Below are 22,849 nucleotides of genomic sequence, written 5' to 3' on the forward strand. Positions count from 1 at the left end.
GCACGGTGGCGGCCAAAGCTCCAATCTGGGTTCCCAACAGTTCAATAGAGAGGGTTGTGGCCAGAGCAGCAATGCCGATGTTGACAAAGTTGTTCACCAGCAACAGGGTGGTGATCAGCCGCGAGCGCTGTTGTTGGGCCAGTCGATACAAGCCCTGTGGATCCCCTTGTTCTTCGATCAGAGATTCCAGGCGCAGGTTGTCCATGGCCGTGATGGCGGTTTCGGCGCCAGAGCAAGCTCCTGAGAGAAGCAGCAGAAAGGCCAAGAGAAAGACATTAACCATAGCGCTCCGTTCGCGACGGCGGAACGGGATACAGGTAGCATTGGCTCATCGAGAGAAAAGCGGGTCGGCCTATTTCCATCATCAACGGGATCCCCTCCGGCACCTCAACACCTCGGTGGTTTTGCCAAAGTTCATCACTCAACCCATAGCTCGGCATCCGTGCCCCCTCATCAACTGCATCTTCAACGAAAATCTTCAATGAGAAATGAGAGAGGGATCAAGCTGTTCAAACCGGCCAGCTCCCTGAAAATCATGCGGAAATCTGACTTGTCCCGTTGATTTAGTCTTGATTGAGTCAAAGCTACTGATCTAAACGGGCCGGGCCAGATCGCTCCAAAAGCTGCCGGTACAACGTTACAATTTTGTCTTCCACCTCGGATTGGCTCAGGTGATCTGTGTCGATCAAGATGGCATCGGGGGCAGGCCGCAAGGGAGAGATGAGCCGTTCGCTGTCGCGGCGATCCCGCTGCTCGATTTGCGCTTTCAATTCTTCGAGAGGCACCATTTGCCCTTGGGCTTGGAGTTGGTGTTGCCGACGCTGCGCCCGCTCCCCAACAGAAGCGGTCAAGAAAACCTTCAGCTCTGCATCGGGAAAGACGTGGGTGCCGATATCCCGCCCCTCCAAGACAGCACCGCCATCCCGGCCAATGCTGCGTTGCCGCTTCACCAGCTCCTGGCGTACTCCCGGCACTGCCGCCACGTGAGAGACCCAGCGGGTCACTTCCGGAGAGCGAATGGCCTGGGTAATTTCTTCGCCATCGGCCCAGATGCGGGTCGGCTCTGTCGAAGAGGTGCCACTTTGCAGGGTGAGCTGGGTTTGGGCGGCCAGTTGGGTGAGTTGCTCGGCATCGTCCAAAGGGATCCCCCGTTGCAGTGCCAGCCAGGTGATGGCTCGATACATGGCCCCCGTGTCCAAGTACAAAAGCTGCAGCTGGGCGGCTACTGCCCGCGCCACGGTGGATTTTCCGGCTCCAGCCGGGCCGTCGATGGCAATCAGCGGGCGACGCGGGGGAGAGGTCGTGCCGGAAGAGGGCGGTGCCGCATGCTGGACTCTCTCCGGCGAGGGATCCCCTTGCTCTGGGGAAAGGAGCAGGTTGTCGATCAGGCGAGTCTGCCCCACATAGGCAGCAATGGCCAGCAGGCCCTTGTCTTCCACCCGCGGCAGCGGTTGCAGCGTTTGGGGATCCACCAATTCCAGGTATTGCAGTTGCAGCTCTGGGGTATGCTCCAGCTCAGCACGGGCGGCGGCAAGGATCCCTTCTGCTGAGGGATCCCCGGCCTGCCAATGGTCATATCCCCGACGCAAGGCCCGGTACAGCCCGGCAGCCACCTGTCGTTCAGCAGCAGAAAGGTAGCGGTTGCGGGAGCTACAGGCGAGGCCATCGGCTTCTCGCACCGTGGGGCAGGGAACAATCGTGGTGGGTATCTGCAGATCCCGAACCAAACGCTGAATGATCGCCAGTTGCTGGGCGTCTTTTTGGCCGAAGTAGGCCCGCTGCGGCTGCACCAGGTTCAGCAGTTGCAGCACAATGGTGGCTACACCGCGAAAGTGGCCAGGTCGGTGGGGGGCGCAGAGGGTCTGCAGAAGGGATTCGGGGGGCATGACCCAGGTGCGGTCGCTTCCGGTTGCGGGGTCGGCTCCCATCTCTTGCGGGTCAGGGGCAAAGACCACATCCACACCTGCTGCCTCGCACAAAGCTCGGTCCCCCTCTTCGTCGCGGGGATAGCGATCCCAGTCTTCGTTGGGGCCAAATTGCAGCGGATTGACGAAAATGCTGACCACCGTGTGGTCACACTCTTGCCGGCAGCGGCGGATTAGGCTGAGATGGCCCTCATGCAGGGATCCCATCGTGGGCACCAAGCCAACTGTGGATCCCCGCCAATCGGCTACCTGCTCCCGCAAAGCAGCAACTGTGCGCAGCCAGTGCATTGCCATGCCACCTCAATCTCTCTCTCCCCTATGGGTTTTCTCCAACCCCCCCAAAGGCTGCTCCTACAGGCCGATCTTGTTGCTGCGTTGATACTGCCTGTAGGCTGCCACGAACAAGCCCGCCAAGGTGACCACCACCATGCCCAAGACGATCCCCAACAAAATCGGCTCGATCACAACACAGACCTCCCAGTTCAAACCTAGATCATGATAAGCCAAGCCCAAACCTATCCTCACCGTTCCTTGCCAAGGAAATCGAGGGGGGATCCCCTAATAAAATGCAGGGGATCCGCGAAGCCGTTGAGATGGCATACCCATAGCCCATGAGGTCAATTGTCTTGTCCGGGGATGGCGGAGACTTGAAGGAGTGCCTGTCCAAACTGGAAGAGCAACTGCGCCCTTTGGCAGACAAGGCCGTTCCCCTGCTGGTGGCGGACTCGCATCCAGTGCAGGTGTGGGCGGCAGTTTTGACCTGCCAACGCTTGGGGATCCCGCTGTTCCTGGGTAATCCCCACTGGGGAGAACGGGAATGGGGACAGGCTTTGGCGGATATGGGATCCGGCTGGTGCTGGCGCCAGGGCCGACTGGAAGGGGATCCCGCCCCCTTGAATCCGCGCCTGCGAGAGTTGCGGGAAGTTTTGCCCAGCTCCCATTGGCCGCTGATCGGCATCCCCACGGGTGGCTCTGGCGGCCAAGTGAAATGGGCCCTGCACTCTTGGCTGACCCTCAGTGCCTCGGCCAAAGCCCACCAACAGCACTTTGCCGTCGGGCCTGTACACAGCTATTGCGTTCTGCCCCTGTACCACGTCAGCGGCTTGATGCAGGCAGTCCGCTCCTGGCTGAGCGGTGGGCAGTGGGTTGTCTGGGATTGGAAACGGCAACAGCAGGCCGAGTCTTGGGATCCCCCTCTGCCGGGGAGCTTTCTGTCGCTGGTGCCCACTCAGTTGCAACGGCTGTTGCTCAGCGCCCATCCGGGAGTTTTGGAGAGCCTGCGCCAATTTCGGGCCATTTTGGTCGGCGGTGGCCCCACCTGGCCCAGCCTGAGACAACAGGCCCGGCAACTTCACCTTCCTCTTGCCCTCACCTATGGCACGACGGAAACGGCTTCCCAAGTTTGTACGCTGTTGCCGGAAGCGTTTTGGCAAGGCAACGATAGCCTGGGCCGGCCCTTGCCCCACGCCACGCTCCAGATCCGCAGCGAAAAAGGGGATCTCCTGCCCAGCCATGCTGTGGGCTACATTCACATTCAGGCAGAGTCGCTGGCACTGGGCTACTACCCGCACCTAAGTGCTACGCACCGCTTACGCGAAGGGCAACAGCAAGGCTTTACCCCCGGCGATTTGGGCTATCTAGACCGACAGGGATGTCTCCATTGGCTGGGTCGAGCCGATGACCTGATCCTGACCGGCGGGGAAAAGGTGATGGCTGCGGAAGTGGAAGGGGAGATCCGAGCCAGCGGCTGGGTGGAAGATGCATGTGTGTTGGGCCTGCCGGATGCCGAATGGGGGCAGCGGGTTGTGGCGGTGGTCGTCCCCAAAACAGGGATCCCGGCAATCCCCAAAGAGCTGGAGATGCACCTGAAGCAACACCTGAGCCGCCAACTGAGTCCCTTCAAGCACCCCAAGCACTGGCTGTGGTGTACGGGGATCCCGCGCAACCCTCAGGGCAAAGTCAACCGCCAACAACTCCGGCAGTGGGCAGCTCAGACGTTGGGGATCCCAACGCAGGCAAGTTAGCGGGATCCCTCCCGAATGCCCAGACGGGCTAAATCTCGCTTGATTTCAAAGGCCAATTCTCGGTTGTGCGGCTCCGTGGCCAAAGCTTTTCTCAAGTAGGCTTCCGCCTGCTGATAGCGCCCCTCGTAGATCAAATGGTTGCCGAAGCGCTGGTAGGCCAACGCTAAGATGTGGATGGCCTCGCTGGAGTTGGGAAACCGTTTCAGCAGCGCCTCCGCCTGGGCCACCGCCGTGGGCAACTTCCGCTCCCGCCAGGCTGCCTTGACGCGGGCAATCCCCTCCTTGAGCCCTTCCGGATTGGGCTGCTCTGCCGATGAGGGGCCTATGCTGCGAATGACCACCCGCCTTTCGCCGGCAGCAGGAGAGCTGGGTGGAGATTGACGTTGTGCAGATTGACGTTGTGCATCGTAGCGCCGCCGCTGCTCAGGGTCGCTCAGCACTTGGTAGGCTTGGTGGATTTGTTGGAAACGCTCTCGGGATCCCTCCCCTGCCACATCAGGGTGAAACTGCCGCGCCAACCGTCGAAACGCCTGTTTAATCTCTTCAATGTCCGCTGCAGGAGATAGGTTCAGGATCGCGTAGTAATCCATAAACGGTGGCGCAACTAAGGGATCGGGAAAAGACCTGGCCAAAAACCAGCTCTAGTCTATCGCTGCGGCCCCGGCTTGACCAAGGGATCCCACCAAGCGCTTGGTTCTCCCGCTTCCCTCAGCAGCAGGGATCCAGTGTTAGACTTTGCCCAAGTTGTTTGGAGCCTCCATTCCGGCCTATCGAGGATCCCTTCCTGTTGCCCAACTTCATTGCAACTTGGCTTTTTTATTTCTATCTGTTATGAGTGAAGCGCTTCATCAAGCTCTTGCCAATCGAGATCTAAAACAACTATTGGCCTATTTGCAGCAAGGGGAAGATGTAAATGCTGTCGATGCTCAGGGAATGACCTTGCTTCATAAAGCGACACTCCTTGGCCATCTGGGACTGCTGGACTTGCTCTTAGTATATGGCGCCTCCCCCAATGCCTTAGATCCCACAGGTGCTACCCCTCTCCATTTGGCTGCCGCCAGCGGTCAGGTCAAGCTGGTGGAGCGTCTCTTGAGGGCAGGCAGCGATATCGATCTCCCAGATAACTATGGCTATACCCCTCTCCATCGGGCTGCTTTAACCGATCAGGTAGAAGTAATCGGTCTGCTCATCCAAAAGGGAGCCAACACTGGTCGTGTTCTCCACTGGGCCACAGCCACCGGTCGAAAAAGCATTCTGGCCCGCCTACTATCCAAGGGAGCGCCGGTGGATGCCACTGACGAAACAGGCCGAACCCCTCTGCATGAAGCCGCCACCCGAGGGGATTTGGGCATCGCTCGCTTTTTGCTCTTGTACGGGGCCAATGCCAATGCGCGCAACCGATTCGGGGCGACACCGATGCACTGGGCTGCTTGGGAAGGACACATCGAAATCCTGGAGCTTTTGCTGGAAAATGGAGCCGAACTAAACCCTCGCAATGAAGATGGGCATACCCCCTTAGCCTATGCACAAAAACGCCAACACAGGCTGGCTGTCCAATGGTTACAAGATCGAGGAGCAACTCTTTAGCTTAGTATCAAGTTTGGCATAGAGAGTAAAACAAAAGTTAATGAAAATGCTGCTATTTCAAGTCATAGGGTATTTGGTCTTCCTCCCTTCTCATGAGATGGGGTTTGAGAGTGAGGGTAACCCCTACAGAAAAAAGGAGAGAGGCTGTTAGGCTTTCCTCCCTCCAGTCTCTTCGTCGCGGTTAGCGTTAACGCCAGCTAGATTCTAACTGATTCTTCCACCTGATTCAACTTTTTTCTAGAGTTTCTCTTGAGCCCAACATAAATTTTTGAACGACAAAACAAGACATAGGACAGACAGTTTGTCCCAAAAGGTTGGTCTTTTTCCTTAGCTTCTGACAAGTTTGCAAAGGAAACTAGAGCAGCAATCTTTGTATTCGGTCTTGTCTTCCGGTTCCCGAAGCCAGATTGCCCCCTTCCAAAGCCATAACCCTCAGCCGCTGTTGCTCCTTTACACTGCCACCTCCACAGATTGACATGAGCAAGCAAAAAATCTCTCTATCAACTGACTCTGACTCTCATTAGCACAGAACCTTGCTTAGCCTTGGAGAGGAGAAAAAGGGATCCCTGCTGACGCAGATGGCCAGCTCTGCCAGCACAGGATCCCTGCCACATCCAAGACAAGAGAGGAAGACTGATGGATATGACTCCACCACTCAACTGAGTAACAGCATAGCTTTATTGAGATTAAATCGCAATACCTAGCCAACGTAAGAGGAAATGTTCTTGACAAAACTGCTTCAAGTAGTCGTTTCAAGTTAGGGTGAGACGCTTGGGCTACTGAGGAGAGCTTTCTGATTCCCTGTATTCAAGGCTTTAGGTATGGGTGCAGTGTCCCAGTTTGAATCGAAATGGCCACAAGCAGAGTACCTGGGCTAAAGGGTAATTGGCCAAGATTTGCAGTTTCAGCCCTCTTGAGAGGATAGGTCGCGGAGTTGTGGGCACAGCACAGGTTCAAGGGGGGGTGAGGGGCTGATAGCAGTCGTGGTTCTTATTACCCTCTATTTCAACTGCTCGCGTAGCGGGCCGGAGGCCTTAGCAGGAAGCAACCGGTCGTTTGTTTCACCTTGACGGTGAGATAAATGACTACGCGTTGCGGAACAGTAGGTAACCTCACTGCCATTCAAATGCCGTGGCGGGCGAAAAATCAAACCTTGGCCCAATGGATCCCTAGCCACGATAGCTAAGTCGCCTGGCAGGAGATCGAACCTGACGGCGTTTTCTGCGCCAGCGTTTCCAGCGGGAGACCATCCAGTCGCTTAGGCTGTGGTTCACCGATCCCAGTTCCAACCCCATCCCAATCCAAAAGAGCATCTCGGCGTGAACTTGCAGCAATTGCCAGAGATCGCTGCCCCACACCCAGGGTTGCCACATCCACCAGCCCAACCGGGATCCCAGCCAAGCCCCCAGCAGGCCAGCTCCTCCTGCCCATAGGCTCAAGTACAGTACCCGCACGGCGGTGCCCACAATCGGCCCATGAGACCAAAAGGAGCGATGCCGTATCCACCTGCGGTAGGGCAGCCAAATCCAACGCAAGAACAGCCAGCGTTGATACTGTCGAGAACAGGTGTCCAGATCTCCAGAAAACATCAGGCCGCTGAACAGATAGGCGGATCCCACAGCCAGGGCAACTGTGGTGCTGTTCCCCAACACACCGGCGGCTAGGGTGATGCCGGGGGCCGTCCAGAGGGTAATGCGATCGTGGGTGGATCCCAGCGGCATAAAGCCAGAGCAACAGTACACGACTGCGGCTCAGTCTACCCGCAAGCAAAGGAGAAAGCCTGCTCCAGCCCTGGGATCGCTCCGCCGGATCTTGAAAAACTTAAGCCTGCTGCTCCCCAGGGATCCCTCGATTCAGGCGATCCAACACCTGCAACTGTCGGTAGAGCATTTCAACCCGTGGCAGATGGATCCCAGCTTGTCGAGCGTACTGCAGTGGGTTGCCGAAGATCACCTGCAGTTCCAGAGGACGTTTGCGCTCATAGTCGATTTTCATGCTGGTGCGGTAGGGGGCCATTTTCTCGGTATTGGTGAGCATTTCTTGGATCAGGGAGTCGGGAAGCAGGCGATCACAAGCTGCAGCTCCCTGTATCACCTCCTGCATCAGCGTTTCCGCCAAAGCACGGGCCTCAGGGTCTCGAATCATTTGCTGAGTATCGGCATTGAACACCACCGAGAGGCCGTTGAAGGGAATATTCCAGACCAGTTTCTGCCAGCGGGCCAACATCAAATCTGGTGAGAGCGAAGTCGGGATCCCTGCCCGTTGAAAATCGGCTTGAACTTGTTGAAGGCGGGGCGTGATCCCTTGGGGGGCATAGCCAGGGCCGTATTCTGCCAGCAGCACCGAACCGTAATCCAGATGGTGAATGTGGCCGGGGCCAACCTTATTGGAGCTGATGAAGCAGAGGCCCCCCATGACCCGCTCTGGGCCAACGCAATCGGCAATCTCGGGTTCCACCCCCAGCCCGTTTTGCAACAAGATCACCACGCCATTCTCGGCCAACACAGGCGGGATCAAGTGCGGCAGAAGCGCATTTTGGGTGGCTTTCAAAGCCACGATCACGCCTTCGCAAGCGGGCATGTCCTCCACGGCTGCGTAGGCATTCACCTGGGGCAAATGAAAATCCCCCCAGCAGGACTGCACCCACAGGCCGTTTTGGCAAACATGCTCATAGTCGCTGTGCAGCAGAAAATGCACCGAAAAGCCCGCCTGTTGCAATTTCGCCCCATAAAATCCTCCCAAAGCGCCCGTGCCCAAAACAGCGTAGCGGCGGGTTTCCGGCAACCAAGACATGGCAGTGAGTTTCGGCAGGTCATCCCTAAAATACCGCACCCCAGCGCTGGCTCAGGACTTGATCTTTGCTGTTTTGTCTATCAACAGCACCCGCTCTTCTGCATCGGTTTCCCGCAGATGGACTCTCACCATTTGCTCCGGTTCTGTGGAAAGCTGACAACCGCAGTAATCGGGCTGGATGGGGAACTGCCGGTGACCCCGGTCGATCAACACCGCCAATCGCACCCGTTCCGGTCGCCCAAAGTGGTTTAGAGCCTCCAAAGCTGCTCGCACGGTGCGACCGCGAAAGATCACATCATCCACCAGCACCACTTCTTGGCCGGTCAGGTCACGCGGCATTTCGCTGCGATCGGGGGTGCGCAACCCGCCGGCACTCAAATCGTCGCGGAAAAAAGTGATGTCCAGCTCCCCCACTTGGGGCGGGATCCCCAGCAGAGTGGCAATCCGATCCCGCAGGCGGTAGGCCAGGGGAACTCCCCGGGTGCGAATGCCGATCAACGTCAACTTTTGGAGGTGGGGATGATCCCTGCCGATCGCCTCTGCCAGACCCTCGATCAGCCCGGCCAACTGCTCCGCATCGAAGACCTCGATCTCGGACATGGATCCCTGTCGCCCCCTCGCCAATCTCTGTAGAAGACTTTAAGATAGCCCAACCTGCCGGCGGGATCCCTATCCGGTAAGATAAAACCAGAAGCAATTCCCAAGCCATGGAGGTTTCCTTGAGGGAGGGATCCACGATGTCTGTTGCTTGGCTGGCTTCGGTTCTGGCGAGGCGGTCTTGGCTGAGCCGTTTCCTGCGGGGGATGGTGCTTTGCGGGCTGATACTCTGCCTGGGGGTTACCCTGCTGGGATCCCCGGCCCACGCCGAAGACTACACCAAACGAGATCTACAGGGGGTGAGCTTTGCAGGGCAAGACCTGAGCGGCTGGAAGTTTCTCAAGGCCAACCTGCGCCAAAGCGATCTCAGCCATGTGAAGGCGGCAGGGGCGAACCTGTTCGGGGCCAATCTCAGCAAAGCCAACTTGCGCGGGGCCGACCTGCGGGGGGCCACTTTGGACATGGCCAACTTACAGGGTGCGGATCTGCGAGAAGCGCAACTGCAGGACAGCATGATGTGGCTGGCCCGAGTCGAAGGGATCCAAATTGATGGGGCGGATTTCACCAATGCGTTGATACGGCAAGACGCCCTCTCCATCCTTTGCGAACGGGCCACCGGCGTTAACCCTGTAACCGGTCGGGCCACCCGCGACACTCTTGAATGTGACTGATCCTCACCCCCGGCTCTTCTCCCAGAGGGAGAGGGGAGATAGGCAGCAGAACCCATCGCCTCACTGCCCTCTGGAATCCGGATTTTAGGAGCTGGGAGCGGCTGCCTCAGAACGGGTGGGCTTGCGTTGAAACTGGCTGAGCAGCGAATTCCAGGCCAAGCGGGCCATCGACAACAGCCAATTGCCCTCCAACTCCCTAAACAGATCCATGTTCAGCTTGAAGGCATAGTTGGCCTCTGCCACAATGCGGTCGATGGTGGTTTGATCCAGCTCCAACGCATCCAGCTGGGCGCGGTAGCGCTGCTTGAATTTGCCCTCATGAGGGATCTGCTCGAAATCGTAGAAGGCCGTTCCTTCCCCCTGCGGCAAGCCCATGGCCCGGCGGGCAATGTTTTTGAGGATTTGACCGCCCGACAGGTCGCCGATGTAGCGGGTATAGGCGTGGGCGATCAGCAGAAGCGGATCTTTTTCCACCACTTCCCGAATGCGGTTGACATAGACCTGGCAGGCAGGGGAGGGCCTGACCAAAGAGCGCCAGTTGGGGCCAACAAAATAATTTAAATCCTTCTCCAGGCTGGCCTTGCGCCACAGCTCTGGGTAGTAGAGCCGGCCCACCAGGGGGTGCTCTCGCAGTTGGGCAAAGCCTTCTTCCAAAGCGCTGTAGACAAAGTAGAAATTGCCCAGGTAGCGGCTGTAGGCCCGTTTATCCACCACTCCCTTCAGGAAACACTTGATAAAGGCCATGTTCTCGGCCATGGTGTGGGACTGCTTGGTGCCCTCTCGCAACTGGGCCGACAGGCTGTTGTCCCGGTTACTCAAATCATTCTTATTCTGATTGTTGTGGCTTTGACTCACAAAACCCTCCTTGCCAACAAACTGCGCTTCTGGATCACCTGCAAGCCATCCGGAGGTTTCCCCAGCCTGAGAAGCTTTGTAAACCCATTCCCGATCCTTTCTCATGATTGATGGCTCCGCGTCTTGCCCCCTAGCCTGCATCAACAGCGTGCATCTCAAAAGCGACAAAGACCGGCGCCGCGTCCACCCTGGCGACCGGCTGAGCCTGTCAGAGCCACCCCTCCGATCCCCAAGGTTGACCGGAAATCCGAGCTGGAGCAGCGGATGATCCGCAAAAACGGTTAAAGATTAGAATAATCTGCTTGAGTGTGAATGGATGTGAACAATCCTTAAGGCATGGCGGAAACCGCCCCTGCCCCGGCAGCCAAAAGGGGATCCCCAGCGGTTTTGCCGAGATTTTCCAAGTGAGCCCTCAAGGGATCCGGACAGCCCCTCGACCTTTGTAACGTTCGTTGACGATCGTTGGCGGGGTTTCTATAATGGAAGGCCTGACTGCAGCGCGACCCCTCCCGAGCAACGCATGACACAATTAGCAGTGCAATCCCCTGTCGCTCCTACCTTTCCTGACCTGGTGGAGATTCAGCGGGAGAGTTTCTTGTGGTTTTTGCGAGAAGGGTTTGAAGAGGAGCTTCTCAGCTTTTCCCCCATCATCGATTACACTGGTAAGCTGGAGCTGCACTTCCTGCCTGAATATCGCCCTGGGGATCCCTCCAAAGGGTACAAGATCAACCGCCCCCGCTACGACCCCGAGGAGGCCAAGCGGCGGGATGCCACCTATCAAGCGCAGATCCGGGTGCCCACTCGCCTGATCAACAAAGAGACCGGCGAGATCAAAGACATGGACGTCTTCATCGGCGAACTGCCCTTGATGACGGATCGGGGCACCTTCATCATCAACGGCGCCGAGCGGGTGATCGTCAACCAAATTGTGCGCAGCCCCGGCGTCTATTACAAGTCGGAGCTGGACAAAAACGGGCGTCGTACCTACAGCGCCAGCCTCATCCCCAACCGTGGTGCCTGGCTGAAGTTCGAGACCGACAAAAACGGCCTGGTGTGGGTGCGCATCGACAAAACCCGCAAGCTCTCGGCGGCAGTTCTGCTGAAAGCCTTGGGCCTGAGCGACTCCGAGATTTACGACAACCTGCGCCACCCCGAATTCTTCCAGAAAACCATGGAGAAAGAGGGGCCCTACACCGAAGAAGAAGCCCTAATGGAGCTGTACCGCAAGTTGCGGCCCGGGGAACCCCCCACCGTATCGGGTGGCCAGCAGTTGCTGGAATCCCGCTTCTTCGACCCCAAACGCTACGATTTGGGCCGGGTAGGGCGCTACAAGCTGAACAAAAAGTTAAATTTGAACGTAGCCGAAAGTGTGCGGGTGCTTACCGTCACCGACATTTTGGCCGTCATCGACTACCTGATCAATTTGGAGTACGACATCGGCCATGTGGACGACATCGACCACCTGGGCAACCGCCGCGTGCGCTCCGTGGGCGAGCTGCTGCAAAACCAGGTGCGGGTGGGCCTGAATCGCCTGGAGCGGATCATCCGAGAACGGATGACAGTCTCCGAGTCGGAAAACCTCACCCCGGCCTCTTTGGTCAACCCCAAACCCTTGGTGGCGGCCATTAAGGAGTTCTTCGGCTCCAGCCAGCTCTCCCAGTTCATGGATCAGACCAATCCTCTGGCGGAGCTGACCCACAAGCGGCGGCTATCTGCCCTGGGCCCCGGCGGCCTGAGTCGGGAACGGGCCGGCTTTGCGGTGCGGGATATCCACCCCAGCCACTACGGCCGCATCTGCCCCATCGAAACTCCAGAAGGCCCCAACGCCGGGTTGATTGGATCCCTGGCCACCCACGCCCGCGTCAACCAGTACGGCTTTATCGAAAGCCCCTATTACCGGGTCGAGAACGGCGTGGTGCGCAAAGATCTGGGCATGGTCTACCTCACTGCCGATGAAGAGGACGAGTACCGCGTAGCCCCTGGGGATGTGCCGGTGGATGCCGAAGGCCGCATCACTGCCGATTTGGTGCCGGTGCGCTACCGCCAAGAGTTCACCACCGCCCACCCCACAGAAGTGCACTACGTCCAAGTGGCGCCGGTGCAGGTCATCTCGGTGGCCACCTCCTTGATCCCCTTCCTGGAGCACGATGACGCCAACCGTGCCTTGATGGGAGCAAACATGCAGCGGCAGGCGGTGCCCCTGCTCAAGCCGGATCGGCCCTATGTGGGCACTGGCCTGGAAGCCCAGGCGGCACGGGACTCCGGCATGGTGGTGGTGTCGCGCACCAATGGCGTGGTGACCTATGTCTCTGCCGACGAAATCGTGGTGCGGCCAGACGACGGCGGGGATCCAATTGTCTATCGCCTGCAGAAATACCAGCGCTCCAACCAAGACACCTGCCTCAACCAGCGTCCCCTTGTCTATACGGGGGATCGGGTATTGGCTGGCCAGGTGCTGGCGGATGGCCCGGCGACCGAAGGGGGCGAGTTGGCTTTGGGCCAAAACGTGTTGGTGGCCTACATGCCCTGGGAGGGCTACAACTACGAAGATGCCATCTTGATCAGCGAGCGGCTGGTCTACGACGATGTCTTTACCTCGGTACACATCGAGAAGCACGAGATCGAGGCCCGGCAAACCAAACTGGGCCCTGAGGAGATTACCCGCGAAATCCCCAACGTGGGGGAAGATGCCCTGCGGGACCTGGATGAGAACGGCATTGTGCGCATTGGGGCTTGGGTGGAGGCCGGCGACATTTTGGTGGGCAAAGTCACCCCCAAAGGGGAGTCGGATCAGCCCCCAGAAGAGCGGCTACTGCGGGCCATTTTCGGGGAAAAGGCTCGGGATGTGCGGGACAACTCCCTGCGGGTGCCCAACGGCGAGCGCGGTCGGGTGGTGGATGTACGCATCTTTACCCGCGAACAGGGGGATGAGCTGCCTCCCGGCGCCAACATGGTGGTGCGGGTCTACATCGCCCTCAAGCGCAAAATCCAGGTGGGGGACAAGATCGCGGGCCGTCACGGCAACAAAGGCATCATCTCCCGCATCTTGCCGATTGAGGACATGCCCTACCTAGCGGACGGCACACCGGTAGATGTGGTGCTCAACCCCTTGGGGGTGCCTTCCCGGATGAACGTGGGCCAAGTGTACGAGTGCCTGCTGGGCTGGGCAGCAGAACATCTGGGAGTGCGCTTCAAGCTGATGCCCTTTGATGAGATGCACGGTTTAGAAGCCTCCCGTCTGACGGTGGAGGCCAAGCTGAGGGAAGCCCGAGAGAAGACCGGCAAGGACTGGATCTTCAACCCGGAAGGCAGGTACTGCGGCAAAATCCAGGTGTTTGATGGTCGCACCGGGGAGCCCTTCGACCAGCCCGTTACGGTGGGCCGCGCCTACATGCTGAAGCTGGTGCACTTGGTGGATGACAAGATCCATGCCCGCTCCACCGGCCCCTATTCTTTGGTGACCCAGCAACCGCTGGGGGGCAAGGCGCAGCAGGGCGGCCAGCGCTTTGGGGAGATGGAGGTGTGGGCTTTGGAGGCGTTTGGGGCAGCCTACATCCTGCAGGAGTTGCTCACCGTCAAGTCCGACGACATGGTGGGGCGCAACGAGGCTCTCAACGCCATTGTCAAGGGCAAGCCGATCCCTCGACCCGGCACGCCGGAGTCCTTCAAGGTGCTGGTACGGGAGTTGCAGTCCCTCTGCCTAGATGTGTCTGTACACAAGGTGGAGGTGGACAGCGAAGGGCAAACCCACGATGTGGAAGTGGATCTGATGGCCGATACTTCCAACCGTCACACTCCCTCTCGACCCACTTATGAATCGGTTACGGCTGAGGATCTCTCGCCATCACCCGCCTTTACCAGAGTGCTCCGCACCGCTGACGCGAATGCCAGCCGCAGCCTTGAGGAAGATGAGGACGAGGAGGAGGAAGAGGACTTTTGAGGGTTGAGAGCGCTCCCCACCCCTGACGCGAACGTGACGGGGATCCCCTTCAACCCACGAAGGAGGGTGGGGCTTCCCTCTCCTTTGGGTTCAGCAAGCCAGGAGGAAAACGGCGATGGCCAAAACAGAGCAACGCTTTGACTATGTCAAAATCGGCTTGGCTTCTCCAGAACGGATCATGGAGTGGGGCCAGCGCACCCTGCCGAATGGTCAAGTGGTGGGGGAAGTCACCAAGCCCGAGACCATCAATTACCGCACCCTCAAGCCGGAGATGGATGGTCTTTTCTGTGAGCGCATCTTTGGGCCGGCCAAAGACTGGGAATGCCACTGCGGCAAGTACAAGCGGGTACGGCATCGGGGGATCGTCTGCGAGCGCTGTGGGGTGGAGGTGACCGAGTCGCGGGTGCGCCGCCACCGCATGGGCTACATCAAGTTGGCCGCTCCGGTCACCCACGTTTGGTATTTGAAAGGGATCCCCAGCCACATCGCCACCCTGTTGGATATGCCGCTGCGGGATGTGGAGCAGGTGGTATACTTCAACGCCTACGTAGTGGTGGATCCGGGCAATGCCCAGAATCTCTCCTACAAACAACTGCTGACGGAGGATCAATTCCTCGAGATCGAAGATCAGATGTACGAGGAGGGATCCGAACTGCAACTGCCGGAGAACTGGGCGATGATCGGGGCGGAGGCCATCGAGCGCCTGCTCAAGGATATCGACCTGGAAAAAGAGGCGGAGCAACTGCGGGAGGAGATCACCACTGCTCGCGGCCAAAAGCGGGCACGCCTGATCAAGCGGCTGCGGGTGATCGACAACTTCATTGCCACCGGATCCCGTCCGGAGTGGATGGTGTTGCGGGTGCTGCCGGTGATCCCGCCGGATTTGCGTCCCATGGTGCAGTTGGATGGGGGCCGCTTTGCCACCAGCGACCTCAACGATCTCTACCGTCGTGTGATCAACCGCAACAACCGCCTGGCCCGGCTGCAGGAGATCATGGCGCCGGAGATCATTGTGCGCAACGAAAAGCGCATGCTCCAGGAGGCGGTGGACGCGCTGATCGACAACGGTCGGCGGGGGCGCGTAGTGGCGGGGGCCAACAACCGTCCCCTCAAGTCCCTCTCCGACATCATCGAGGGCAAACAGGGGCGCTTCCGGCAAAACCTGTTGGGCAAACGGGTGGACTACTCCGGACGTTCGGTGATCGTGGTGGGGCCCAGCCTGCGCATGCACCAGTGCGGCCTGCCCAAAGAGATGGCCATCGAGCTGTTCCAGCCCTTTGTCATCCACAAATTGATCAAGCGGGGCATCGTCAACAACATCAAGGCCGCCAAAAAGCTGATCCAAAGCAACGACCCGCAGGTTTGGGATGTGCTGGAGGACGTGATCGACGGCCACCCGGTTTTGCTCAACCGCGCTCCCACGCTGCACCGCCTGGGGATCCAAGCCTTTGAACCGATCCTGGTGGAGGGAAGGGCGATTCAACTTCACCCCTTGGTCTGCCCTGCTTTCAACGCCGACTTCGACGGCGACCAGATGGCGGTGCATGTGCCCCTGTCGTTGGAAGCCCAGGCGGAAGCGCGCCTGCTGATGCTGGCCACCAACAACATCCTCTCCCCGGCCACCGGCGCTCCCATCATCACCCCCAGCCAAGATATGGTGTTGGGGTGCTACTACCTGACGGCAGATAACCCCCACCAGCCCGATCTTGGCGATCGTTTCTTTGCCAGCTTGGAAGATGCTCTCATCGCCTACGACCGCGGTGCTATCGGCCTGCACAGCAAGGTCTGGGTGCGCTACCACGGCCCGATGGAGTTGGGCAAGGGCGAAAAAGAGTCCGAGCCGCAAATCATCGAAGAACCGGGCGGCATTCGCCTCAAGATCACCAACTACCGCCGTATCCGCGAGGATCAAGACGGCAACGTGATCAGCCAGTACATTCGCACCACGCCGGGCCGGATCATTTTTAACAAGACCGTGCAAGATATTTTGTCTGCGTAGTTCATCCTCTGCCGTAGGACGGCTCTTCTCTCCCCTCTCTCCTCTTCTCTCTAGCGAGGCATCATGAGCGAAAAAGGACGATTTTCCGCTGGCCTGGCGCGGCAGGCTGCCGACGGTAACAAAGCCGACACCCCCTTGCCCCCTGTGCCCTTTCGCAACTATCAAATTGGCAAAAAAGAGCTGCGCAACCTAATTGCTTGGTCTTTTGCCCGCTACGGCACGGCCCGCACTGCTCAGATGGCGGATGCTCTGAAGACCCTGGGCTTCAAATACGCCACCCAGGCAGCCGTCTCCATCAGCGTTGAAGACCTGCGCGTTCCCCCCAGCAAGCGGCAGTTGTTGGCACAAGCGGAAGCCGAGATCGAGGCGGCCACCGAGCGCTATACCCGTGGAGAAATCACAGAGGTGGAGCGCTACCATAAGGTGATCGACACCTGGAACCAGATCAACGACCAGATCAAAGAGGAGATGCTCAACAACTTCCAGCAGAACGATCCCCTCAACTCCGTTTACATGATGGCCAACTCGGGGGCAAGGGGGAACGTCTCCCAGGTGCGCCAGTTGGTGGGCATGCGCGGCCTGATGGCCAACCCCCAGGGCCAGATCATCGATTTGCCCATCAAAACCAATTTCCGCGAGGGCCTGACCGTTACCGAATACATCATCTCTTCCTATGGGGCCCGCAAGGGCTTGGTGGATACGGCCCTGCGCACCGCCGACTCTGGCTACCTCACCCGCCGCTTGGTGGATGTGTCTCAGGATGTGATCGTGCGGGAATCTGACTGCGGCACTGAGCAGGGCATCCTTCTGGAATACCTGATGGACGGGGACAAGGTGGTGGTGTCTCTGGAGGAGCGCTTGGTGGGCCGAGTGTTGGCGCGCGACGTGGTGCACCCAGAAACCCAGGTGGTGCTTGCCCGTCGCAACCAAGAGGTGGATCACGACCTGGCCAAGACGATTGTGGAGGCCGGCATCCGGCAGGTGATGGTGCGTTCTCCCCTCACCTGTGAAGCCAACCGCTCCGTGTGCCGGATGTGTTATGGCTGGAGCTTGGCCCACTCCCGCCTGGTGGATCTGGGGGAAGCAGTCGGGATCATCGCCGCCCAATCGATTGGGGAGCCGGGCACCCAGTTGACCATGCGCACCTTCCACACGGGAGGCGTGTTTACAGGGGAGGTGGCCCGCCAAATTCGCGCCCCCTTTGCGGGTGTGGTGCGGTTCCCGAAAAATCTGCGCACCCGCCCCTTCCGTACCCGCCACGGCGACGATGCCCTGCAGGTGGAAGTGAACAACCAAATCATCTTGGAAGGCCCAGACGGTCAACGGGAGTCCTTCGACATGACCCAGGGATCCACCCTGCTGGTGCGGGACGGAGCCCAGGTGCAGCGGGATCAGTTGATTGCAGAGGTGTCCCTGGCCAAGGCCAGCCGTAAGAGCACCGAGAAAGCCCAGAAAGAGGTGGTGGCCGACCTGGCTGGAGAAATTCGCTTTGCCGATCTGCCCATCGAGGAGAAGACTGACCGCCAGGGTAACACCACCTACACTGCCCAGCGGCAGGGATTGATCTGGGTGATGTCTGGACAGGTGTACAACCTGCCTCCGGGGGCCGAGCCGGTGGTGAAAAACGGGGATCGGGTGCAGGCGGGGGATGTGATCGCCGAAACCTCGCTGGTGACGGAGCATGGCGGCATTGTGCGGCTACCGGAGCGCAGCGACACCAGAAGTGGGCGCGAGGTGGAGATCATCAACGCTTCGGTGGTGTTGCGGGAAGCACGGGTACGGGTGGAATCCCACCAGGGGCGGGAGCAGTTTTTGCTGGACACTTCTAGTGGGCAGACCTTCGTCCTCAAGGCCACTCCGGGCACCAAAGTAGGCAACGACGAGGTGGTGGCGGAGCTGATCGACAACCACTTCCGCAGCCAGACCGGAGGCTTGGTGAAGTTCGCTGGCATTGAGGTGGCACGGCGCGGCAAGGCCAAGCAAGGCTACGAAGTCATCCAGGGCGGCACCCTGCTGTGGATCCCGGAAGAGACCCACGAGGTGAACAAGGACATCTCCCTGCTGAACGTGGACGATGGCCAGTATGTGGAAGCAGGCACTGAGGTGGTGAAAGACATCTTTTGCCAGAATGCCGGTGTTGTCGAAGTCATCCAGAAGAACGACATTCTGCGGGAGATTGTCATCAAGCCGGGATCCCTGCATCTGGTGGACAACCCCGCCGACTTGGAAGTGAAAAGTGGCACCCTAATCCAGCCAGGGCAACCGGTGCTCAGCAGCATCGTTCCCGACCGACTGGTCTACCTGGAACACGTGGAAACTCCCGAAGGCCCAGGCTTGCTGCTGCGTCCGGTGCAGGAGTACGAGATCCCCGACCGGCCCTTGGTGCCCACTCAAGAGTCCACCAGCGAGTCCGGTCGCTCCATTCGTCTGCGGGCGGTGCAGCGGGTTCCCTTCAAAGATGGGGAGCGGGTGAAGTCGGTAGGCCCTGTAGAGCTCCTGCGCACCCAACTGGTGCTGGAAATCGATACCGACGCCCCACAACTGAAGGCCGATATCGAGCTGATCCAAGATGAGAAGGATCCAGATATTCGCCGCCTGCAACTGGTGATTCTGGAAACCCTGTTGCTGCGCCGCGACGTGGAAGCGGATCTGACGCAGGGGAGTACCCACACGCGGCTGTTGGTGAAGGAAGGAGACTCCATCGCCAGCGGAGATGTTATCGCCCGCACCGAAATCCAAGCCAAAAAGGCCGGGATCGTCCAAGGGATCCGCGAGGGAGCGGAGGTGGTACGGCGGGTGCTGGTGATTACCGACGACGATCTGGTGCAGGTGCCCCTGACGGGCCCAGCCAATGTGGAAGTGGGGGCGCTGGTGCGGGTTGGGGACGAGCTTGCTCCCGGGATCCCTTCTCCACAGTCAGGACAGGTGATGCAGATAACGGACGGCCAAGTCCTGTTGCGGATGGCGCGGCCCTACTTGGTTTCTGCGGGTGCCATCCTGCAGGTACGGAATGGCGATCTGGTGCAGCGGGGGGATTCTCTGGCCCTCTTGGTGTTCGAGCGGGCCAAGACAGGGGACATCATCCAGGGTCTGCCACGGATTGAGGAGCTGCTGGAGGCCCGCAAGCCCAAGGAAATGTGTGTTCTGGCCAAGCGGCCCGGCACCGTTCAACTGAGCTGGCGGGGAGAAGAGCCAGATCTCAAGGTCATCGAAGCCGATGGCACCGTTAGAGACTATCCTGTGCTGCCGGGGCAGAGCTTGATCGTGGTAGATGGACAGCCGGTGGGGGTGGGGGATCCCCTAACCGATGGCCCTGCCAACCCCCACGACCTCTTGGAGATCTACTACGAGTACCATCGCCAAACCTTGGGAGATGACCAAGCCGCACGGTTGGCTCTGCGGGAGGTGCAGCGCTTCTTTGTCAACGAAGTGCAGAACGTCTACCGCTCCCAGGGGGTGGAGATCTCCGACAAACACATTGAGATCGTGGTGCGCCAGATGACCTCCAAGGTGCGGGTGGATGATGGTGGCGACACCATCCTGCTGCCGGGCGAGCTGGTGGAGTTGCGGGAAATCCAGCAGATCAATGCCACCATGGCCATTACTGGAGGAGCGCCGGCCAAATACACGCCCGTCCTGCTGGGGATCACCAAGGCCAGCTTGAATACCGACAGCTTCATCTCAGCGGCCAGCTTCCAGGAAACCACCCGCGTGCTGACTGAGGCGGCCATTGAGGGCAAATCCGACTGGCTGCGCGGCTTGAAGGAAAACGTAATCATCGGGCGCTTGATCCCGGCAGGCACGGGCTTCACCACCTACGAGGAGATTGCCGCCGAGCCGGAGCCTGACGAAGAGGAGGAAGAGCCTGCGGTGTTGCCGGAGCTGCCGCCTCGTTTGATCTTGGAAGATGATCAATTGATCGACGATTCCACCCCTGCCTTCGACGAGCTAGAGGAGGATGACGACGAGGAGGAGTGAGGCGCTGGGTCTCCAGGATTGGGCCACTTTGCAAACTGAAATCGTCAGTTGCTGCCGCTGCCCCCGCTTGGTGGCCTGGCGAGAGTCAGTCGCCCTTCAGAAGGTGGCCCGTTTTCGCGACCAGCTCTACTGGGGCCGACCGGTGCCAGGGTTCGGGGATCCGCAGGCGCGGCTGTGGGTGATCGGGTTGGCGCCGGCAGCCCATGGGGGCAACCGCACCGGGCGCGTGTTTACCGGGGATCCCAGCGGGGACTGGCTGTTTCGCGCCCTGTACCGAGCCGGGTTTGCCAATCAGCCCACCTCTACCCACCGAGAGGATGGCCTGCAATTGCAGGATTGCTACATCTCGGCAGTGGTGCGCTGTGTGCCCCCGGAGAACCGCCCCACCGCCATAGAAGCCAAGACCTGCCTGGGCTACCTGAAGCAAGAGCTGGAGCTGCTAACCCAGGTGCGAGTGATCCTGACGTTGGGGCATTTTGCCTTCCAACACGCTCTGACGCTCTTGCCACCTCTCAGGCCCCGTCCCCGCTTTGGCCACAACTGCGTTATTCCCCTGGCAGAGGGTCGCTATTTGCTGGCGTCTTACCATCCCAGCCGGCGCAACACGGCCACACGGCTGCTGACGGAGCCGATGTTGGATGCCGTTTTCGCGCAAGCCCAGCAGTTGCTGTCTGGTAAGCCAGCCCGACCGAGTGAGCATTAGGCGGGTTGCCAAGATTCGAGGCGATAGGCACTGTCCCAAAACAGCCATTCCAACCGGGAGGCAGTGACAAAAGCTGCCCTCATCTTTTCCCGCAGCGGCTCTGTAGCCTGCTGAGCAACGGAGTCGGTGATGTCCAAAGCCTGCTGCACCACTTGGGCAAATTCTTCCCCGGCGTAGGTGTCGATCCACTGTTGGTAGGGATTGTCAGGCTGCGCGGTGCGATAGATGGTGGATCCCACCTCTCGGTAGATCCAAAAGCAGGGCAGCACAGCGGCAATGGCCACCTCATAGGGATCCAAAGCCGCCGCAGCCAATAAAAAACGGGTATAGGTAAAACAAGCAGGAGCATAGGCCGTTTCGGGTTGAATGTCGTAGAGGCGAAAATAGCTTTCGTGCAGGCTGCGTTCGGCCACAATGGCTCCCAGGGCAAAGTTCAAGAAACTCACCACCTGCTCAGCCCCTTCGGAACGAGCTCCGATCAAGGCCAGGGCGCGGGCAAAGTCGGTGAGATAAAGAGCATCTTGCTGCAAATAAAACTGGAACCGCTGCCGCGATAGGCTGCCCGCTGCCAACTCTCGGTTGAAGGGGTGATCGAGGATTTGCTTGTAGATGGGCTGAATGGCTTGCCAAAGGTGGGCTGTAAAGGACTGGGGCATGGCGACCGTCTCTCGGCGTTTGGTCTTCAGCTAGAAATTGCAGGAGCCCCGCACTGTACCTATAAAGTCAGTGTTGGGAGGAATGCTATAATAATACTGCGGGCACCAGAAACGGTTTTTTTTAAGGCACTGGTAACGGTCGATTGGGGGTGCAGTAAACCACCCCAGAGGCTCGTGGTTGGCTTGCTAACTGCAGGGCTACTAAAAGCCCGCTCCGTACCGCCTAGCGGTTGGTGTCGGGTAGTTTACTCGATTGGTGATTGACCTGACCAGGGCCAGCACCTCTGCTGGGGCTGAGGCTTTCTTCATTTTGAATCTCAATTAGGCTTCGGGCATGAGGGGGCGGAACCCATGCTTGCGGGAAAGCTGCCCGATCAGATCCAATTTCTCAAGGGTGATCAAATTACGGCCCCAACTGAAATTGGTGTACAGCCCCTCAAACTCCAGCAGCATGGATTCAGCAAAGCAGGCAAAAAGCTGACGGGCCGGGTTGGCCACATTCAAAAACTGCATGATGTTCCATTCAATATCCAAAGAGTGCTCCACCATCCCCCCGTCAATGACGTAGAGCCCCTTCCGATGCAAGCTGGAGGCGATGTTCTTTGGGTAGCCACCGTCGATGATGACACAGGGATCCGGCAAAACTTGGGGATCGAGGGCCATGCCTTGGCTCATGCTGGCCACCCAAACGATAAAGTCAGCGCGGGGCAGGGCCTCTTCCAGCGAAGAGATCTCCCCCTGCTTGAGCTTGGCCTGCAATTCCTCCAGACGCCGTCGCTCTCGGGCGATGAGCAACAATTTGCCCAAGTGAGTGTGGGCCACCAACCATTGACAAATGGCGCTGCCGATATCTCCGGTCGCCCCCACCACCGCAACCGTAGCGGCTGCCAAGTCCATGGCGTAGCGCTGGGCCGCCAACTGCAGTTGCTGACAGATGATGTAGGCCGTGTGGGTATTGCCGGTGGTAAAGCGCTGGATCTCCAAGTCAATGTTGCGGACTCGCCGGAGACTGTCGAGGCGAAAAGTCTCAAAAATGATGCTGCTAAATCCCCCCAAAGCAGTAATGTTCAAGCCGCGCCGCTGGGCCAGAGCCATCGCATTCAACACTTTCCGACAGGCGG

18 protein-coding genes are annotated in these 22,849 nt (G+C 59.0%); 7 read left to right on the top strand and 11 right to left on the bottom strand.

The window, feature by feature from the left end; all coding sequences use genetic code 11:
* From NW837_RS14950 to petG, 4 genes are all read right to left on the bottom strand, one after another.
* Positions 1–283, bottom strand: a 283-nt coding sequence (locus tag NW837_RS14950) for a CNNM domain-containing protein (protein WP_414332388.1), incomplete at its 3' end; no start/stop codon positions are given.
* Entirely contained in the window at positions 276–440 is a 165-nt protein-coding gene (locus NW837_RS14955) for a hypothetical protein (protein ID WP_187147237.1), read from the bottom strand. The genes NW837_RS14955 and NW837_RS14950, both read right to left, overlap by 8 nt.
* Positions 441–584: 144 nt before the next feature.
* Entirely contained in the window at positions 585–2,213 is a 1,629-nt protein-coding gene (locus tag NW837_RS14960) for a bifunctional pantoate--beta-alanine ligase/(d)CMP kinase (RefSeq protein WP_414332413.1), read from the bottom strand.
* A 63-nt stretch (positions 2,214–2,276) separates the two neighbouring features.
* Positions 2,277–2,390 carry a cytochrome b6-f complex subunit V gene (gene petG / locus NW837_RS14965; RefSeq protein WP_011433989.1) on the bottom strand — a complete coding sequence of 38 codons (114 nt, stop codon included), beginning with the start codon at positions 2,388–2,390 and terminating at the stop codon, positions 2,277–2,279.
* Between the two features lie 146 nt (positions 2,391–2,536).
* Here petG and NW837_RS14970 point away from each other — a divergent pair, with 146 nt between their 5' ends.
* Positions 2,537–3,949: a 2-succinylbenzoate--CoA ligase gene (locus NW837_RS14970; RefSeq protein WP_414332390.1), complete on the top strand. Its 1,413-nt coding sequence runs from the start codon at positions 2,537–2,539 to the stop codon at positions 3,947–3,949.
* Here NW837_RS14970 and NW837_RS14975 read toward each other — a convergent pair.
* Positions 3,946–4,581 (bottom strand): J domain-containing protein, encoded by a 636-nt coding sequence (locus tag NW837_RS14975; RefSeq protein ID WP_238376784.1) that lies wholly within the window; start codon positions 4,579–4,581, stop codon positions 3,946–3,948. The two genes, NW837_RS14970 and NW837_RS14975, sit on opposite strands and share 4 nt — an antisense overlap.
* A gap of 199 nt (positions 4,582–4,780) precedes the next feature.
* Between NW837_RS14975 and NW837_RS14980 the strand changes: the two genes are divergently transcribed.
* Positions 4,781–5,536: an ankyrin repeat domain-containing protein gene (locus NW837_RS14980; protein WP_414332392.1), complete on the top strand. Its 756-nt coding sequence runs from the start codon at positions 4,781–4,783 to the stop codon at positions 5,534–5,536.
* Positions 5,537–6,705: 1,169 nt separating this feature from the next.
* On the opposite strand, the gene NW837_RS14985 is transcribed toward NW837_RS14980, so the two are convergent.
* The 3 genes from NW837_RS14985 to pyrR all read right to left on the bottom strand — a co-directional run bounded on the left by NW837_RS14985 (position 6,706) and on the right by pyrR (position 8,929).
* Positions 6,706–7,278, bottom strand: a complete 573-nt coding sequence (locus NW837_RS14985) for a metal-binding protein (protein WP_414332394.1) — start codon at positions 7,276–7,278, stop codon at positions 6,706–6,708.
* A gap of 79 nt (positions 7,279–7,357) precedes the next feature.
* Positions 7,358–8,329 carry a putative 2-dehydropantoate 2-reductase gene (locus NW837_RS14990; protein WP_414332396.1) on the bottom strand — a complete coding sequence of 324 codons (972 nt, stop codon included), beginning with the start codon at positions 8,327–8,329 and terminating at the stop codon, positions 7,358–7,360.
* Positions 8,330–8,380: 51 nt separating this feature from the next.
* Positions 8,381–8,929, bottom strand: coding sequence for a bifunctional pyr operon transcriptional regulator/uracil phosphoribosyltransferase PyrR (pyrR, locus tag NW837_RS14995; RefSeq protein WP_414332398.1), 549 nt, complete (start codon positions 8,927–8,929; stop codon positions 8,381–8,383).
* A gap of 137 nt (positions 8,930–9,066) precedes the next feature.
* Here pyrR and NW837_RS15000 point away from each other — a divergent pair, with 137 nt between their 5' ends.
* Entirely contained in the window at positions 9,067–9,597 is a 531-nt protein-coding gene (locus NW837_RS15000) for a pentapeptide repeat-containing protein (RefSeq protein ID WP_414332400.1), read from the top strand.
* Between the two features lie 84 nt (positions 9,598–9,681).
* Here NW837_RS15000 and NW837_RS15005 read toward each other — a convergent pair whose 3' ends face one another.
* Positions 9,682–10,395 (bottom strand): heme oxygenase (biliverdin-producing), encoded by a 714-nt coding sequence (locus NW837_RS15005; RefSeq protein ID WP_414332415.1) that lies wholly within the window; start codon positions 10,393–10,395, stop codon positions 9,682–9,684.
* Positions 10,396–10,972: 577 nt separating this feature from the next.
* Here NW837_RS15005 and rpoB point away from each other — a divergent pair.
* The 4 genes from rpoB (at position 10,973) to NW837_RS15025 (ending at position 21,072) form a co-directional block, all read left to right on the top strand.
* A complete protein-coding gene (gene rpoB / locus NW837_RS15010) occupies positions 10,973–14,392 on the top strand; it encodes a DNA-directed RNA polymerase subunit beta (protein WP_414332402.1) in 3,420 nt (1,139 codons plus the stop codon).
* Positions 14,393–14,507: 115 nt separating this feature from the next.
* Entirely contained in the window at positions 14,508–16,391 is a 1,884-nt protein-coding gene (locus NW837_RS15015) for a DNA-directed RNA polymerase subunit gamma (protein ID WP_414332403.1), read from the top strand.
* A gap of 63 nt (positions 16,392–16,454) precedes the next feature.
* A complete protein-coding gene (locus NW837_RS15020; protein ID WP_414332405.1) occupies positions 16,455–20,369 on the top strand; it encodes a DNA-directed RNA polymerase subunit beta' in 3,915 nt (1,304 codons plus the stop codon).
* A 28-nt stretch (positions 20,370–20,397) separates the two neighbouring features.
* Positions 20,398–21,072: a uracil-DNA glycosylase gene (locus NW837_RS15025; protein WP_414332407.1), complete on the top strand. Its 675-nt coding sequence runs from the start codon at positions 20,398–20,400 to the stop codon at positions 21,070–21,072.
* Here NW837_RS15025 and tenA read toward each other — a convergent pair.
* A complete protein-coding gene (gene tenA / locus NW837_RS15030; RefSeq protein WP_414332409.1) occupies positions 21,069–21,728 on the bottom strand; it encodes a thiaminase II in 660 nt (219 codons plus the stop codon). The two genes, NW837_RS15025 and tenA, sit on opposite strands and share 4 nt — an antisense overlap.
* Positions 21,729–22,049: 321 nt before the next feature.
* Positions 22,050–22,849, bottom strand: an 800-nt coding sequence (locus tag NW837_RS15035; protein WP_414332411.1) for a long-chain acyl-[acyl-carrier-protein] reductase, incomplete at its 5' end; no start/stop codon positions are given.

The organism is Synechococcus sp. R6-10 (genome assembly GCF_047461815.1).
GTDB lineage: Bacteria > Cyanobacteriota > Cyanobacteriia > Thermostichales > Thermostichaceae > Thermostichus.